The 17,616-nt window shown below is 39.3% G+C and carries 13 protein-coding genes; 1 reads left to right on the forward strand and 12 read right to left on the reverse strand.

Going from position 1 to position 17,616, the window contains the following annotated elements:
• Positions 1-6: 6 nt before the first annotated feature.
• The 12 genes from KI375_RS09755 to KI375_RS09810 form a co-directional block, all read right to left on the reverse strand.
• Entirely contained in the window at positions 7-885 is an 879-nt protein-coding gene (locus KI375_RS09755) for a sugar phosphate isomerase/epimerase family protein (protein ID WP_212973310.1), read from the reverse strand.
• Positions 886-957: 72 nt separating this feature from the next.
• Positions 958-1,617 (reverse strand): SGNH/GDSL hydrolase family protein, encoded by a 660-nt coding sequence (locus KI375_RS09760; RefSeq protein WP_212973311.1) that lies wholly within the window; start codon positions 1,615-1,617, stop codon positions 958-960.
• Positions 1,618-1,653: 36 nt separating this feature from the next.
• A complete protein-coding gene (locus KI375_RS09765) occupies positions 1,654-4,155 on the reverse strand; it encodes a glycoside hydrolase family 38 C-terminal domain-containing protein (protein WP_212973312.1) in 2,502 nt (833 codons plus the stop codon).
• A 624-nt stretch (positions 4,156-4,779) separates the two neighbouring features.
• Positions 4,780-5,883: a GntR family transcriptional regulator gene (locus KI375_RS09770; RefSeq protein ID WP_212973313.1), complete on the reverse strand. Its 1,104-nt coding sequence runs from the start codon at positions 5,881-5,883 to the stop codon at positions 4,780-4,782.
• A 305-nt stretch (positions 5,884-6,188) separates the two neighbouring features.
• A complete protein-coding gene (locus KI375_RS09775; RefSeq protein ID WP_212973314.1) occupies positions 6,189-7,697 on the reverse strand; it encodes a sulfatase family protein in 1,509 nt (502 codons plus the stop codon).
• Positions 7,698-7,831: 134 nt separating this feature from the next.
• Positions 7,832-8,686, reverse strand: a complete 855-nt coding sequence (locus KI375_RS09780) for a helix-turn-helix transcriptional regulator (protein WP_212973315.1) — start codon at positions 8,684-8,686, stop codon at positions 7,832-7,834.
• Positions 8,687-9,168: 482 nt separating this feature from the next.
• Positions 9,169-9,744: a hypothetical protein gene (locus KI375_RS09785; protein WP_212973316.1), complete on the reverse strand. Its 576-nt coding sequence runs from the start codon at positions 9,742-9,744 to the stop codon at positions 9,169-9,171.
• Between the two features lie 302 nt (positions 9,745-10,046).
• Positions 10,047-11,768: a phosphoenolpyruvate--protein phosphotransferase gene (gene ptsP / locus KI375_RS09790; protein ID WP_212973317.1), complete on the reverse strand. Its 1,722-nt coding sequence runs from the start codon at positions 11,766-11,768 to the stop codon at positions 10,047-10,049.
• A 44-nt stretch (positions 11,769-11,812) separates the two neighbouring features.
• Entirely contained in the window at positions 11,813-12,310 is a 498-nt protein-coding gene (locus KI375_RS09795; protein WP_212973318.1) for a PTS sugar transporter subunit IIA, read from the reverse strand.
• 57 nt (positions 12,311-12,367) lie between these two features.
• Positions 12,368-13,144 (reverse strand): tyrosine-protein phosphatase, encoded by a 777-nt coding sequence (locus KI375_RS09800; protein ID WP_212973319.1) that lies wholly within the window; start codon positions 13,142-13,144, stop codon positions 12,368-12,370.
• 494 nt (positions 13,145-13,638) lie between these two features.
• Positions 13,639-15,072: a PTS transporter subunit EIIC gene (locus KI375_RS09805; RefSeq protein WP_212973320.1), complete on the reverse strand. Its 1,434-nt coding sequence runs from the start codon at positions 15,070-15,072 to the stop codon at positions 13,639-13,641.
• A 39-nt stretch (positions 15,073-15,111) separates the two neighbouring features.
• The gene (locus KI375_RS09810; RefSeq protein WP_212973321.1) at positions 15,112-16,566 is read right to left on the reverse strand and encodes a glycoside hydrolase family 1 protein; all 1,455 of its coding nucleotides are present in this window, start codon (positions 16,564-16,566) and stop codon (positions 15,112-15,114) included.
• 183 nt (positions 16,567-16,749) lie between these two features.
• On the opposite strand from KI375_RS09810, the gene KI375_RS09815 reads away from it, so the two are divergent.
• Positions 16,750-17,541, forward strand: a complete 792-nt coding sequence (locus tag KI375_RS09815; RefSeq protein WP_212973322.1) for a MurR/RpiR family transcriptional regulator — start codon at positions 16,750-16,752, stop codon at positions 17,539-17,541.
• Positions 17,542-17,616 lie beyond the last annotated feature (75 nt).

Here is a 17,616-nt window from a genome sequence, read left to right on the forward strand (position 1 = left end):
AATTTTTTATTTACAATAAAGCGATAAGTGTTCGATCGCCTTAATAATTCCTTGTTGCTCCTTTTCTAATGAACCACAATATCTATGATCCTCTAACTCAATACTTACAGGACCATGATAACCTATTTTCTCAAGCTGACTGACGATTCTTCCCCAATGAACTTCTCCATGTCCGGGAATGGTATAACGCCATGATCCTTCAGAGAAGATATAATTTGGTCCAAACGTAGCTGGTAAACTACCGTATTCGAATAATTCATCCTGTAAAATTTCCGTATCTTTTCCATGACAATAATTCACATGGTCACCAAACTCGGTTAACACACGTAAGTAATCGATCCCTAATCTTACTAAGTGCGATGGATCATAATTAATTCCAAAATGTTTAGAAGGGATTTCTTTAAACATGGCTCTGAGCATTTCTGGCGTGCAACCAATTGTAGGATATTGTGGTGCAGGTCCAGGAAACCCTTCTATCGCTATGTAAATGTCATTTTGCTCGGCTTGTTGGACAATTTCCGGAAATGTTCGCTTCCAAATTTCAAAACTTTCACTTCTTGGTGTATCAATATCTTCTGGAATAAGACACATGAACATAACTTTTGCACCTAGATCAGCCATTTCAACCATTTGTTTTTTTATCTTTTCTACCGCATTTTGTCGTGTTCTCTCATCTTTACTCAGTAATTTGGTATTACCTACCGCTCCTTCTCCATCTACTGATCCAATTTCTATACCATTAACTGTACAAACTTTTTTTATTTCTGCATCTAGATATGGAACATCCAGAACGTCCAAACCAACACTTGCAGCCCATTTTGCAAGGTTCTCCATACCCATTTTCCCAATATTGTGAGGGATTCTCATACCTATCTTATAATCCATACAACATCCTCCTAACAAAACATTTATTATTAAATTCTAGTTTTCTTCCTAATATTGACGAATAAATATCATTTATCTATTTCTCGCCCAATCATAGTCAACCGCATTTAAAAATGCCCGTGCAATCGCCATATGTCCTGTCATATTTGGATGGACACGATCTGCCGCAAAGGTTGCTGAGTAATAGTAATCAAGCAGCTTATTAAATGCCCCTTGAATATCAACAAATATGGCCTCGACCTGTTCAGCGACTCGCTTAACCGCCAGTCCATACTCATCCATCTTTTTTCTCATCGCATCATCCGCGTTCGCCTCGATCAGAAAAGGTGTCATCAGCACAAGCCCTTTTCCATCCGGTTTCACCTGTTCCACTAGCTCTAATAATGTCGTTTCATATTCTCTTAGACTGATATGGGATTCTGTAATGTTCGGTTCATCAAAATGGCGCCAAACATCGTTGATCCCAATCATTATGGAAAGCCAGTCTGGTTGCAGATCTACTACATCGGTCTTCCAGCGCTCTTTTAAATCTCGAACCGTATTTCCGCTATTCCCCATATTAATACAGCGAATGGCCAACTCTGGGTAGGAAGCTTGCAGCAACGCATCGACCAATGCGACATAGCCTTTTCCCACGCCTTCAAATAAGCCTTCGCCATATGGATGCTTGCGCCCACAGTCTGTAATCGAATCACCAATCATTACAAGCTTACACCCTTTTTCTAGTTTCATACCGTCACCCCAATTGTCGTTTGTCTATTTCCGTTTTTATTCTTTCACTTTACACAACCGTATGGTTGAAAGACCGAAACCCGCCAATGTGATTTCTGTTTCAAAACCGCCATCATTCCCTGCCTGCATCACCAAGGAGTCTTTGAATTTTCCATCGAGCTCGACTTTTTCAGCTTCTCCTACTTCACAGTTCACCCTAACATGGGTGGTTTTTCTTTCAGGTCCAGTGTTAAACAAGCGAACAAGTACATCCTCTCCATCACGCAACAAGGTTGTGACCTCAATAGCAGGATCAGAGACCTGGATAAGCGAATACGTATCAAGCTCTGGTGTTCCCAACATCGCCACGAACGGCTCCGCCCATGATGAATATTCCTGGTGTACCCCCGCTTGATCCCAGCGGCCGCAATGGGGAAGAAGGGAATAGTTGATTTCTTTCTGACCTTCAAGCGGACATTTCCCCCACCAAAATCCCCCTTCCCATCCCCATCCTAAAGTAAGAGCTAAAGGCTCTCCTTTGGCATGTGAATATCCAGTTGTATGATCGGAGAAAATGGCAAACCCGCAATCTTGTTGTTCATCATAGACATCCAGCCAATGAAGGAGAATCGTATGCTTAATTTCATCCCAGCGCGTAAAATGGGTGTGATCATTCCGACTTTCTGTTACATCAAATGCCGCATTTTTATACAGCTTGCCATTATCCAATGAAACGGGAAATAACGCGCTCAATTTATATTGATCATTATGATGGGACCTGCGCCGCTCTGTTCTTCGATTTTCTGGTTCTATATCCCAAGGATCCCCAATCCATGTCTGCTCTTTGTAATGCAGCCGAACATGAACATCTATTTTCTTCTCGCTATTTATGACACTGATCGTCGTGATGATGTCCACATTAGCCATCTTGCCTTTCATCTCAACCGTTGCACGCAATGGACCATTTTCCTTAACCATCACTTCTACTGGGGATTCCGTGCTGCTAACCCACCGTTCTTCTGCAATAAAATACCCTGAATATTCGTTCAGTCCCTCAGCAGAGTCACGCACAAATTCCTTCTTCACATCCTTATCGTATACCTTTGTGATGACACCGCCACGAGCTGTATCGATTTCCAGCTCATAGATATCGGTTTCGATCCTTACTGTGTTAGGTGTAACTTGGACCATGTCTGTGAAACGCTTCGGATATGTAATCGGTGTAATCGTAAATGTACGATACCCCATCGCTGGCACCTCTGCTTGGAACAAAAGCTTTCCAGCATTGACACTATCATCCGCTTGATAGTGTCTTGAGGGCACAATTTGACTCAGCCTTTCATTCCCCTGTTGATCTGTCACCCGTACTGCTTTTGTCCCTACGGGGGTCGGGATTTCGATTTCAACTACATCCCTGCGCTCCGTACCTGATGTGTTAAACACTGTGATTCCAGCCTCATCTGCTCCTTCCTCCATACGGAAGGCGTCCATGGATGTTTCAATGATGTCGCGGCTGATCGTTTCTGCATTCCAGCTTTGTACTCCCGCTTGCCACGCCCAATTTCGTCTTCCAATTTGTGTCGTTGCACAAATCCATGCATCATGATGCTGGGATAGCAGTAATTCATCCCACGCTTCACGAAACTTCTCATCCGGATAATCCAAGCCGCGCGTGACACTAGCGAGAACAGCCAATTTTTCTGCTTGGATCATTTTATTTTCCGCAGCTCGTACTTCTCGGGCCATTTTTTGAAGGGTGCCTTCTCCCCAAGGAAGAGTGCATCTTATATCTTCTTGAGAAAACGCCCACTGATGCACAGGTTCATCGACAATTTCTTCAAAATATTCTCTCCATGTTACATACTGAACCTCTTTATTTTCCATTTTCGGTTGTGCCGGCCACCCTAAATCTTGCAAAAAGCTTCCAATCGGATGGGAGATGCCCTGACTGAAACTCCTATTGACAAAGTCCGCTTCCATATGCGCGGCTTCTGTCTCCCAACAATTGACAAGCTTCTCTGATTCATAGCGTGGCACACAAGGAATCGCCGACCCATCAGGCCCCACCCAAAGGACGATTTCATGTGGATTTGTGGCGGCATATCCGCCCCAGGCTGTACCAGGATTCTTCAGAACAGCCCGTTTATAGCCAAGTGACAGAAGGATCTGCGGAAAAGAGCTACTCCAGCACGGTTCTTGTGTGGCATAGGTGTCAACCACTGCCTCTGGAAAATGTTCTCGAATGATCTCCTTCCCCCGTATCAAATGTCTGATATTACTTTCGCCGCCAATCACCCAACCAAAGGGCTGTGCATAGCTGCCTGCCAGCATTTCTACCCTTGCTTGGCTGCCATTATCTTTTAAGTAGGTGTGGAGCGTTTGGTATGATTTTGGATCGGTTCTTTTTAACACTTCCCAAGAAATCGGTTCAATGTCCAAGCCAATTTTCCAATCAGGATTGTGCGCCATTTTACTTAACACATCTGCCCAAGAACCTAGAGGCATATGACCTTTCACACCACCATGATACCCATCTACAAAATATGCTTTTTTTGTCATATTCACACTCACCTTTTGTATAGTATGTAAAAATCTATCTTTTTCTTACTAATCATAATGCGAGACTATCACTAGAGATTACTGCCCGTTATGCAAGAGAAGTCGAAACAAACTTTTATTCAATGCTATCCACTCTCCCCTTTATCTCAATCTCCTCTCCATCATGAATCTCACAAATAAAATAGCGATTACATAACCCTAGAAAAAAACACATATTTCTACAAACTTTAGATATATTTACTATATTAACAATCTAATACCCTCACTATAATGTATATTCATTTTTAATTCAATATATTTTTATATTATAATTATATTAAACATATTATATATAATCACTTAACAAAAAATCTTAAAAGTTATAATTTTAAACAAAGGAAATAACCTAACAAAATAGGCATAATATGACTCTATTAATAAAAATGATTATAGGAAATGATCAAGGTTGCACTAGGGTATGAGGAAAGTAAGTAGCAGTATGTATTTATTAAGTGTAGAGTAAGTAGCAATTACTAAATGAAAAAAAGTGCTCCAAGTCAAAACTTGAAACACTTTTTTTAACACTCAAAAAGGATCTCCCTAAGAGATCACGCGGAAGGACATTCCTTATGAAAAAACTTCAGTTTAGACAGATAACTTCGTTGTCGTGTCACCCTTAACCAACTTAGCAGGCACATGAATATTATTAACTGTAAAATCGCCCTTGTACATCTCAAATAATTTGTTTAGTGCTAGGCGCCCAATTTCTTTTTCATTTTGTTCGATGTGAGTAAAATTCCATTCGAATTTATTTCTTGGTGGACTATCAAAACAAATAATCGATATATCTTCTGGTACTTTTAGATTTAATTGTTCAATTGCTTGCTTAGCTAATATTGCGATGTTATATTCAAGGGCAAATAAGGCTGTAATTTCTCTGTGTTTCTTTATATGTTCTTTTATAACCTCTATATCCTTCACAGCATCTTCATGAGAAGGAATTAAATTGCGAATGTCTGAACACCATAAATCAGTATCGGCTATCAATTTCTTCTTCGCAAACGCCCTTAAAATCCCTTTCTTCCTATCTTCGATTGTCGTAGTACTATTAGCTTTAGGGATTAAAACTCCAATGTTTTTATGTCCCAACTCAAGTAAGTGATTGACCCCTACTTGAGCAGCTTGTTCATTATTCGTTGAAACAGAAGGAGCTGCCAAGCCTTTAAAAGTTCTGTCAATAAGTACTAAAGGAAACTGATTTACAACCATCTTAAGAATTTCTAAGCTATAATGTTCAGCTTGTGCCGGCGAAACAATGAGCCCATCAATTCCGTGTGCAATTAGCTCATTTATCACTTTATCTTCCTTACTTGGAATACTTAAAGAACGCCTTAAAATCACAAAGCATTTTCCTTGTGAAGCCTCTTCGATAGTCCCAATTAATTCGTTCCCAAAACTATCGTCAAAAGTAGTCATAATTAAACCAAATAATGGTTTATCCTCATTCTCCACTTTTTGTTCATCATTCATATTCTTACTATAGTCAATGACAAATGTACCCTTACCACGTATTCGATTAACAAACCCTTCATTACTCAACTTTTCTAGCGCCTTTTTAGTCGTGATGGTGCTCACACTAAAGTACTTAGTCAATTCCTTTTCGGAAGGGATTTGTTCGCCAACTTTGTATTTTCCTGACGTTATCTCCTCTTTTAACGATTCATATATCTTCTCATATAATGATTTCATATACATAGCCTCACTATTAGTTCTATTTAATATAAAAAAATACTATTCAAGCTTACAATACTAGATAAAAAGTGCTTAAAAGTAACTTTCATATCCAACTATAGGCGAAAATAGATAATGGGTCAATATACTTTTAGATATATATTATGCTTTAATTATAAAAGTAATAAAATATATAATCTTTATGATATATATTATCTTTCCTCTATGAGTAGGCTTTTAAACGTGGTATAGAAGCAAAATTAAAGAGGCCGTGAATAACCCTCGGCCTCTGCTATACATTCATATAAAATTACATACAATAATCAGGCTCCCCATATTCTTGGCATTGGCATCGGCTCTTTACCTAGTTCTGCCCATACGTATTTCAAAAGAAGTTGGGATTTTAGAGTTTGATATTCTTCTTGATCCCATAAATTATTATATTCTTGTGGATCCTTCTGCAAATCAAAAATTTCGCCATAGGTTTGGTTATAATAAACAGTAATTTTATATCGTTCATCCACAAATGTTTTTTGATGAATGGTAGTTGGCTCATGGCGAAATTCACAAATAACATGATCCCTTGCATGGTCTTTTTGATTCATCCACACTTTACTTTGATCAACGCCTGTCATCGCTCTTGGAATAGGGATTTCCGTAAACGATAGAAAGGTAGGAGCTAAATCAACCAAGGATTGCATAGCATTGGAGATGTGGCCTGCTGGTATCTTTCCAGGATATCGAACAATAAATGGCACCTTGATTAAGTCTTCATAATGAAATCCTCCTTTAAACTGTAAGCCATGCTGTCCAAAGAAGTGTCCATGATCGCTCGTAAATACAATAATGGTATCTTCTGCAATCCCAAGTTCATCCAGTTTATCAAGGATTTTCCCAATATATTTATCCATCATGCTAATCATTCCATAATAGGTGGCGGTAAGCTTTTTATGTCTTTTTTCGTCTACAAGATGAGAATGATAGCCATGTATACCAATCCCTGTTTCTCGATAGGCAGAAAAATCTGGTGATTCTTCTTGTGTCATCTGAAAGTGCGGAGGGTTTTTTTGATGCTCCCCTTCCACGCCTTTTGGGATTGTCAATTTCTCAGGATCATACATGCGATCCCAAGGTTCAGGAACTAAATAAGGTGGATGTGGATCAAAAAAACTAGCCCACATAAAGAAATTCTCATTATTTTGCTTGTATTCTTCTAACTTATGATTGGTCCGTTCTGCGATCCATGTATTATAATGATATTCTTCAGGAATCGGCCATCTATGTTCTATCTCTTTACTCATTGTACCAGTAGGTTCTACAAAATAATCTCGCCAATTTTTACAACCCTTTTCTTCCAGCCATAGGGCATAATGTTGCCCAACATGTGCCTCATTCGTATGATTTCTAGCAAGCTCTATATGTTCAAAGCCATAAAATTCATCTTTAAATCGCTTCCAATAATCCAAATCCTGTAAAAGTGGATAAGCCTCTAAAGAGGAATACTCGTCTGTTGCTTGTAATGGTTGAAAATGTGCTTTTCCAATAAGAGCAGTACGATATCCATTTTCCAGAAAATCTTCTCCCATTGTATGGCGATCCTCTAGTAATTTAGTTCCAAGCGTCCATGCCCCATGCTGACTCGGATATTGTCCCGTAAGAATAGATGCACGAGTTGGAGTACATGTCGGATTTGGGCAATAAGCCCGTTGAAACGTTGCCCCCTCTTTTACAAGTCTATCCAAATTCGGGGTGGAAATCTGAGAATTGAATGCGCCTATCGTATCGAAATGTTGTTGATCACTTGTAATAAGTAGAATATTAGGTTTCCCCAAAACGATCACTTCCTCTGGTAAGGTATATATGTGATCATAAGATAAAATCTCGGTCAAACCAATAACATAATGTTATAAGTAATTGTCATTTTGTTAGATTATTTGCTGTTTAAGCTATATCACCTATCCCGCTTTTATCGCTTCATTTGACGATATTGTGTTGGGGGGATTTTACAATAATTGCTAAATGCCCTCGTAAATGCATAAAGACTTGGATAGCCAAGTGACGAGGCAATTTCTGAAATGGCATAATCTGTTGATTCGAGCATCTTCTTTCCTTTTTCTAATCTTTGATGTTGCAAATATTGTATGGGAGGCATTCCAAACTTTTTTGAAAAAGATTTGGATAAATAGGAACGATGTACCCCTGCATATGCTGCGACATCCTTAATCGTGATGTTCTCTGTAAAATGGTTATCTAGATAATTTTTACTTCGCTGCAACCAGTCTGAAATATCGATAGAAACATCTTGGGAAGCATGGTTTAAAAGAAAATGAAAGAGATTATATAACGAACTTTGTAACTCTATAACTTCCTTGAAATTAGTAGAATCCAATTTGGAAAGGAGTCTACATATTTTTTCTAAATGATCATTTAAATAGAAATAATCATTGATTCTGAAATAAGATTTTTGCGGTGTTAAGTTTAGTAAATGAATGATTTTCTTTATTCGCTGTTCAGAAAAGGCCAACCAGAACATCCGCAATTCCAAATCTGGTGAGGTTGTATAGTATTCATAAATAATATGAGGAAACTGACAAAAGACGTCACCCTTCTGTAGTTCTGTTTGATTTTCTCCTTGGACAAACTTTACAGTTCCCTCCATAACAAAATGAAAACTATAGCATTCTATAAAACGTGGTCCGATATGGTAATTGGATTTTGCTCTATTCATTCCACCACGGAGGGGCCATATCCCGCCCATACCACCTAACATTTCTGATGTTAAATAAAAGAACTCCGCATATTCCTTATCAAATTCTTGCATCATTATTTCACCTGCAGAAAAAATTGTATTTTACATGGGGTTTTATACATTTCTTATTTCATTGTATATTAGCATATATAAATTAACAAAATGGAGAGTTTTTACTATTTGAATCAATTTCATAATTCCTTTTTGTAAAAAAAACAGCCTGCAAAATACAAGGTGAGAGCCTATACGTTTTTTGATTTTCATTGCAGGCGGACGCTTTCTGGGGGCTTCCTCAGGTCAACAGGAAGTTGATCATGAAGACGTTGCGACGTATAGTGTAGACGAAGCGATAGGACGGCGCGTATTTAGTCTTTGTACATTACCGCTCCTGCGGGATCTCACCTGTGGCGCTAACCCTTCAGGAGTCGCCGCCTTCCATTCCCTACTTGACAGTAGGGAAACAAGACTCTCTTCATTTTCGACCGGATCTTTTGTTAGCCAGATGACCTGTCATACCTGTCGAAACAACTCCAATTTCGAACAGGATACCATATTTAGGATATATGCTGGGTTCGTATATAATGGAGCCACATATTGAAGGCTGTCATATAACCATGACTTATGTCAGACACCTCATACAGCTTGCCGATACGAGAAATTTCTCGCTGTATTTCTTGATCGTTTTCTCCGTCGACCCATATGGGACCTTTAGGTTGATAACAAAACTGAGTGCTATTTATTCCATCCCAATTGGTTACAGTGAGTTGTAAGTTCAATGGTGGATCATGTGTAGCGTCAACAAAAATCCATTCACTACCTAGTTTTAACCTGACTGCCGAATGAATATCGTCCTTGCTAGGCAATAACTCTACTTCCGAAGGAGAGGCGGGAAGTTCGTAAAGATAACGTATTCGCTGAGCTTCATATCCTAACGTTTTGAAAGATTTCACTAATAAGTCAGATTTTGCAAGGCAATTGCCTCTCTCCACACATATAAGTCCAACGGCATCAAAGGCGCCATCGGTACAATATTCGAAGTCCCTAATGGCTTGAAATAAAGCTAATCTAGCTTCAATATCAGGTAATCCGTTTGTGATTCTATCAACAAAATCCAGGATTTCCTTTTCCATTTGTATCATTCCAATCCAATTTTGATAAATCACTTTTATCATTTTCTTCAAAAACAGCAGAAGTCTAATTCGATCAATTTAGATATCAAAGTTCCTATTCTCCCGTCTACCTAGTAGATTAACCGATATACAACTTTTAAACCACCTAGTTGACTCCGTTCAAGTTGGATACTGAATCCGTTAATAAATGCATCATTAGCGGATCTTTCTTTTTCAGTGTTAGTAGTCTGACATAATCAGGCGCCCTCCTTAAATTGCCCACCTAAAAAAGACAGATGTTCACATCTGCCTTTTTTTGGGTATTATTCGCTAGGGAATGTCTTTTTCACAAATTCGATGACTTCTTCTGACGTGTTCATGGATAAAACCGTCTCTTTTATCGTCTTTGCTTGTTCTTTTTCTAGCTCTTTTATTTGTGATCGCGCCGGTAGAATCGAGGTGGCGCTCATGGAGAATTCATCAAGCCCTAGACCAAGTAATAGGGGAATCGCGATGGGATCGCCGGCCATTTCCCCACACATCCCTACCCATTTTCCTTCTTGATGGGCGGCATCAATCACCATGGAGACCAGACGTAAAATTGCGGGATTGTATGGTTGATACAGGTAGCCTACACGTTCGTTCATACGGTCGGCTGCCATTGTGTATTGGATTAAGTCATTGGTGCCAATACTGAAGAAGTCAACCTCTTTCGCAAATTGATCTGCCAGCACAGCTGTGGATGGGATCTCGACCATCATGCCGATTTCGATTGAATCGGATACTTCGGCACCCTCTGCAACCAGCTGTGCCTTTTCCTCTTGCAAAATTGCTTTGGCTTCCTTTAATTCGGAAATCGTGGCAATCATCGGGAACATAATTTTCAAGTTTCCATAGTGGCTTGCCCGTAGTAAGGCACGGAGTTGGGTACGGAATATGTCCTGTTCTTCTAAACATAAGCGAATGGCTCGAAAGCCTAAGAACGGGTTCATCTCTTTTGGCAGCTGTAAATAAGAGAGTTTTTTGTCTCCGCCAATATCGAGGGTACGAACCACCACTGATTTCCCCGCCATTTTTTCCAAGACAGTTTTGTAGGCCTCAAACTGCTCGTCCTCTGTAGGCAGTTGGTCTTTGCCCATGTATAAAAACTCTGTTCGGTATAGCCCGACAGCTTCGCCGCCATTTTCTAACACAGCTTTTATATCATCCGGTGTCCCAATATTGGCGGCAAGCTCTACATGCTGGCCATCCTTCGAGATAGTTGGTTCATGAACCAGTTTTGCCCATTCCACTTTCTGTGCTTCGTATTTTGCCTTTTTTTCCTGATAGTAAGCCATCTCTTCAGCGGAAGGATCGATCAAAACTGCTCCATCCAAGCCATCCACAATTACCATCATTCCATTTTCAATCCGGGCGGTTGCTTGTTTTGTACCCACAACTGCTGGTATTTCCATCGATCGAGCCATAATGGCGGAGTGAGAAGTACGTCCTCCAATATCAGTGGTAAACCCTTTGACAAATTGGCGGTTGAGCTGGGCTGTATCCGAAGGGGTTAAATCTTCGGCAATGACCACAACTTCCTCCGAAATCAGACTTGGATTGGGGATTTGCACACCTAATAAGTTGGCAATCACACGTTTTGTAACATCCCGAATATCAGCGGCACGTTCTTTCATATAATCATTATCCATCGATTCGAAGATCGAAACAAACTGATCCGCGGTTTCCTTCATGGCTACCTCCGCATTGATTCCCTCTAACCCGATCTTATCCAACACGGGAGTAAGCAATTCCGGATCACTTAACACAAGTAAATGAGCGGCAAAAATGTCTGCTTTATCGGCACCCAATTCGCGGTTCGCATGGTCTTTAATCGTTTCAAGCTCTGCTTTAGACTGCTCGATGGCTTGTTCAAATCGTTGTTTTTCCGCCTCTTTATCTGCAATTTCCTGCTTTTCAATCGTCAGTTCAGGCTCCTGCAAACGATAGGCTTTGGCTATAGCAATACCCGCTGATGCGCCTATTCCTTGTAAATCAGTACTCATTCAGCATCAAGCCTCCTTTTTTCGATGTTTCTTTCAAAGCGGACTTAATTCTTAACCGTTATTTTCAATAAGTCTGTTACACCACTTTCCGCATCCGCGGTTTCAAAATGATCTACCGACTCAATAATATCGCCATTTGTCAGGACAATCGGGATGATCGAACTCGTCGCCTTCTCCTCAATCAGGTTTTTATCAAAGCGGACTAATACATCTCCTACCTTGACCTTATCGCCTTGGTTGACAAGCGTTTCAAACCCTTCGCCTTCCATTTGAACGGTTTCTAAACCGATATGAATCAGAATTTCAATGCCGGTCTTTCCCTTCAATCCGATCGCGTGTTTCGTAGGGAATACCTGAATAACCTCCCCTTCTACTGGTGAAACAACTTGGCCATCTTTCGGTTCAATAGCGACTCCATCTCCCATCATCTTCTGTGAGAATACAGGATCAGGTACATCCTCCAGACTAACAACTTTTCCATTGACCGGGGCTTTCAGTATTTCCTCTGTTGGTTTTTCTTTCCCAAATAATTTTCGGAACATTTTTTAAACCTCCATGTAAAGAGTATTTTGATGGGGTGCATTCTTAGATGTAATCAGCTAGGCCAGCACTGCTTTTTCTGATTCAAGTAACATTTCTCGAAGCTTTTCTTGTTTAGCATTTCCAAATTGTAATATATTGACTAGATAATTATCTATATTATTGTAATTATTCTCAATCGCCTCAAATGATTTTTGTAAATATGCTTGATCCACACCAAGTACTTTTTTTAATGCCTTCGTTTTCTCGCTATTCGCATCACCTGTTTGGACATCTTGTAAGAAACGTTCATTGGCTTCTTGTCGCTGCATATTGGTTTGAAGATAATCATTCATAATGGCCGTTCTATCAACATTCAGAATGGTTAATAGGAGGGCTGCTGCAATTCCCGTGCGATCTTTCCCCGCAAAACAATGAAATAAGATTGAGCCGTTTTCTTGCTCCAAAACTTTATTCAGAAATAATTTGTAACCTCTTTGGGCACTTGGATCAAGAACAAGTTGTTCATAAACGGAAAACATCAAACGGTCCGCGTCTTCAATCGAAGTGACTTTTTCAAAGTCTTCCCTACCTATTGAGTTTGTGCTTTCGCTTTTTAAAACATCAATGTGAACATATTCAACTCCTTCTATTTTATCAACTGGTTCCTTATCAACCTCCGATTGTTCTCTAAAATCGATGATTAATTTCAAATCATGCCCTTGAACCAATTCCCTTTTGTCAGAATCACTTACATTCACTGGCTGCCCTGCCCGTAATAATTTGTTCCTTTTTACCTTCTTACCCTCTTTCGTAACAATTCCACCAAGATCTCTAAAATTAACTAATGTTTCCATTTTTTTCACCTCAAATAATTATAAAAACAAACACGGGCGTTTTTTTGCAAAAGAAATTTTACTTTATGCACATCCAACTTCCCTTTTAGATGATCGCCCGTACTTGTCCTTCGATTCTCATGTTCTTCTTTATTTTAACGTAAAAATAGATTAGAGTGTGCCATGGCACTTTTTGAATTGCCATAGCGCACTCCCTCTTTAAAAGATAAGAAAGTATATAATTTTCCTTAAGATTGCTTTAAGGCTGGGCAGTTGTTGTCCAGCTCCAGGCGCCATCGGCTCGAGGCTCGCAGGAGCGAGTCCATCGGCGTTGCGACGTACAGGATGTACTAGTGCAGACGAAGCGACACGACGTCGCGTTTGAGTCTGTCGCCAGGACGGCGCGAACTTAGCCGATGTTCTGCATAATAACCTGAGCCAATGAAAGGCAAAGAACGCCTTTCTCTGTCTCAGAACATTTGCTTGTCGAAGGTAGCGGGCGCCTTGCGCTTTTCTTATCTCTCTGCAGCTTCTTGTGAAGGGGGAACATCTTTAAAACCAATGACTAGTGTTGCAACAAAGGTGACAACCGCTGCGATCCCCATTGCTATAATGGCATTCCATAGATTAGATAAGTCTCCTGAATTCGCAGGATCAATCCACATTGGTAACGTAAAAAGACCAGGAGTCAGGAACACATAAGCTTTCAACCCGGCAATTCCGGCATACAGGCCACCCGCAAATCCACCAATCATACATGCATACATAGGCCTTTTCAATTTAAGCGTAACACCATACAAACAAGGCTCGGTAATGCCGGCAAAAAATGCCGTTAAACTGGCTGAAATTGCTGTACCTCTGAACTCTTTATTTTTTGTCCTCAGGGCAATCGCTAAGGTAGCGGATGCCTGAGTGATATTGTGAAGTAATGTTAATGCTCTTGTAAAAGGGTCCACTCCCTTTTTATTAATGGCTTCCAATCCTGCAATCGCTAAGGCAGAATGCATCCCTGTCGTAACGATCCATGGATAGATTAAAGCAAATATAGCCAATGAGAAGAATCCTAATTTATCACTTAGGAAGAAAACCACGTTGGTTAATTGAGTAGAAACTGCAACCATTGCTGGGCCAATCAGTACAAACGTCAAAGGAGCAACAATCAAAATACTCAATAGCGGGCTCATAAATCCGCGAATGGCACTCCATAAATGTTTATCAAAAAACTTTTCAACATAAGATAAAATCCATACTGCAACAATAGCCGGAATAATGGTACTTGAATACGAGAATGGTACTACCGGAATCCCAAGGAATGCGATATCTTGTCCACTTTGTATCATTTCGATAAAAGTTGGATTTAATAGTGCAGCTCCTAATAAAGCCGCCAAATAAGGATTACTTTTGAACTGTTTTGCAGCAGAAATTGCAACAAAAACAGGTAGGAAGAAGAAAGCAGAGTCAAAAATCAAAAATAAAATTTGATATGTTTGCGATTGATCGCTAAGTACGCCTAACATATTTAGTAATAAGATTAGACATTTTCCCATTCCTCCAGCAATCAATACTGGGATCAGCGGGGTGATACAACCAACTAGTGTACTAAGCATTCTCGAAATAACGTTTGGTCTTTTTCCTTTTTTCTCTGTTCGTTCATGCGTTTCTTTACCAGATTCTTTCTTCTCGCTATTCCCTTCCCCTGACGCTTGATCTAGCAGTTCTTGAAAAGCCTTGTAAACAGCATTTACCCTATTTCCAATAATGATTTGATTTTGCCCGCTTTGTTTTACCAGGCCTATAACACCATCGATTTGTTTTACTTTCTCCTCATCGATTCTCTCTTCATCATTGGCAATCACTCTTAATCTTGTAGCACAATGCCAAGCCTGTTCTACATTATCTGCCCCACCCAAACTTGCAAGAATCTCTTTTGCCATTTTTTGATCATTCATTTTCTTGCCTCCTTTTTACCGAACTTTTGAATAAGCTTTTTAATCAAAATATAAGCTTTCTCCCTGTGTTTGGATCACTTGCTTGTACCAGTGATAACTCTTCTTAGGCGTTCGTTTTAATGTACCTTGGCCTTCATTGTTTAAATCCACATGAATAAATCCATATCGTTTATCCATTTCCGCTGAAGAAGAACTAACAATATCAATAAGCCCCCAGGTTAAATATCCCAACATTTCAACATGATCTTCATTGATAACACGAGACAATTCGATAAGATGTCTTCGATGATAATCAATGCGATAATCATCCATAATCTCACCATTTTTAGGCAAAGTGTCTTTGGCACCTAGTCCATTTTCAACTATAAATAAAGGTACTTCAAAACGATTGTATAAATCTTGGCATAAAATTCTCAGTCCAGTAGGATCAATTTGCCAGCCCCAATCGGTTGATTCTAAATACGGGTTCTTCACACCACCAATCGTGTTTCCTGATGTATGTTGAGCATCTTCCTCTGTCCCTTGCGTAATCGACATATAATAGCTAAAGGATAAAAAGTCGCAGCGATTATTTTGAATAATCGTTAAATCCTCTTCTGTCATATCAAGCTTCATTTCGTTCTCAAAAAGGTACATCAATGACTTTGGATACTTTCCCTTTATTTGAACATCCCCTGATAGATATACATAATGTCGTAATTGTTGGACCTTATAATTATCTTCTGGTTTGCATGTGTAAGGATAAGCAGCGATACCTGTAAGCATGCAACCGATTTGTGCCGTAGGATCGATAGAGCGGCAAATTCCAACGGCTTTCGCACTGGCAACATACTGATAATGCATGGCCTGGTACATCGTACGTTTATCTGAGTTGTCAGTCGTTAAACCAGCACTGACAAATGGATGTCTTAAAACGCTGTCAATCTCATTAAATGTAATCCAATAATGAACAAGATCATGGAGTTCTTCAAAAACAACCTTACAAAAACGGACAAAGAAGTCGATTAATTTTCGATTCTTCCAGCCTCCGTATTCTTCAATAAGATATAATGGCATTTCATAATGGGATAATGTCACTACAGGCTGAATTCCGTACTTTTTACATTCTAAAAATAGATTTCGGTAAAATTGCATTCCTTCTTGATTTGGCTCAGTTTCATCCCCTTTTGGAAAAAGTCTTGCCCAAGAAATCGATGTTCGAAAAGCATTGATATTCATTTCAGCTAAAAGCTTAATATCTTCAGGATACCGGTGGTAAAAATCTATTCCTCCTCTTTTTGGGAAGATCTGATCGTTTGAATCGGCAAGAGCTCGCTGAATTCCCTGAAGCGTGTGTTGATCCGAATACTCACTAATGTGAAGATTCTTTCTACACATCGCAACATCTGCAATCGATGGTCCTTTACCACCTTGATTCCAAGCACCTTCAGATTGATTTGCTGAAATAGCGCCTCCCCATAAAAAATCCTTCGGAAATAAGTTCTTATTCTTCATGCTCAGGCTCCTTTTTGGAATGATATAATATAGATGAATTATGATTACGCCTTCATTTATCAATTTAAGTATAGCACCATTTCCTCTTTTGTGCAAAGGATCAAAAAAATAAATATTTTTTGGTCTTTTGACCAAATATGGTTATAATGTTAATGAAATACGAAATGGAAGGGTTTTTTTATTATGGTAAATTTAATACAATTGATTCAAGATAATTATGAAACATTCACCCCCCAAGAAAAAATTGTAGCTGATAACTTCCTTGAATATCCAAGGTTTATTTTAGATAAAAACATTTCAGGGCTTGCTGCAAGTATTGGAGTCTCGCGAAATTCTATTACTAGGTTTTGTAAAACATTGGGCTTTAGCGGATATACAGAATTCAAATTTGAATTCTCGAAATTTCTTACTCTTCAACAGGGCACTTCTGACGACTCGAACAAAAATCTTGTGCATGAGATCATTCATGGATATAAAGGAAAGCTAGATGAGATTCTAAACCAAAATTTGATTAAAGAAGAGGGCATTTTTGAACTTGCAAAAGAAATTTCGACTGCTTCATCAATAAAAATCTTAGGAACTGGAAAGTCTACGCCCCCAGGACTGCAACTAAAATATAGTCTGCAAACACTAGGGATTTACGCACAAATGATGGATTCGTTGTTTATCGCGGATGATATGGAGTATTTATTTTCAAAAGAGGATATTGTCATTGTTTACTCTGTTTCTGGTAAAAGTCTTTTTACCAATCAAATTCTAGCTGGTGCATTAAAGAAGAAAGCAAAAATCTATATGATTACGACCTCCAAGAAAATCAATTTAAATATCGAGAGAGTCTTTGTTTTGCCTAATGTAAGCCAGGAAAATCCGTTTGTTTTTAGCAATCATACCTTGTTTTATATTTTTAACGATATGTTGTGTAATGCAATAAATTATGGTCTCAAGGATGGGAAAACGCCAAAAAATCGGGTATAAAATAAAGCGAAACTGCATTCATTGGTGATGAGAATGCAGTTTCGCTTTATCCCACGGGGCCTGTCCCCCATTATA

The organism is Bacillus sp. J14TS2 (assembly GCF_018333015.1).
Classification (GTDB): domain Bacteria; phylum Bacillota; class Bacilli; order Bacillales; family Bacillaceae_C; genus Lederbergia.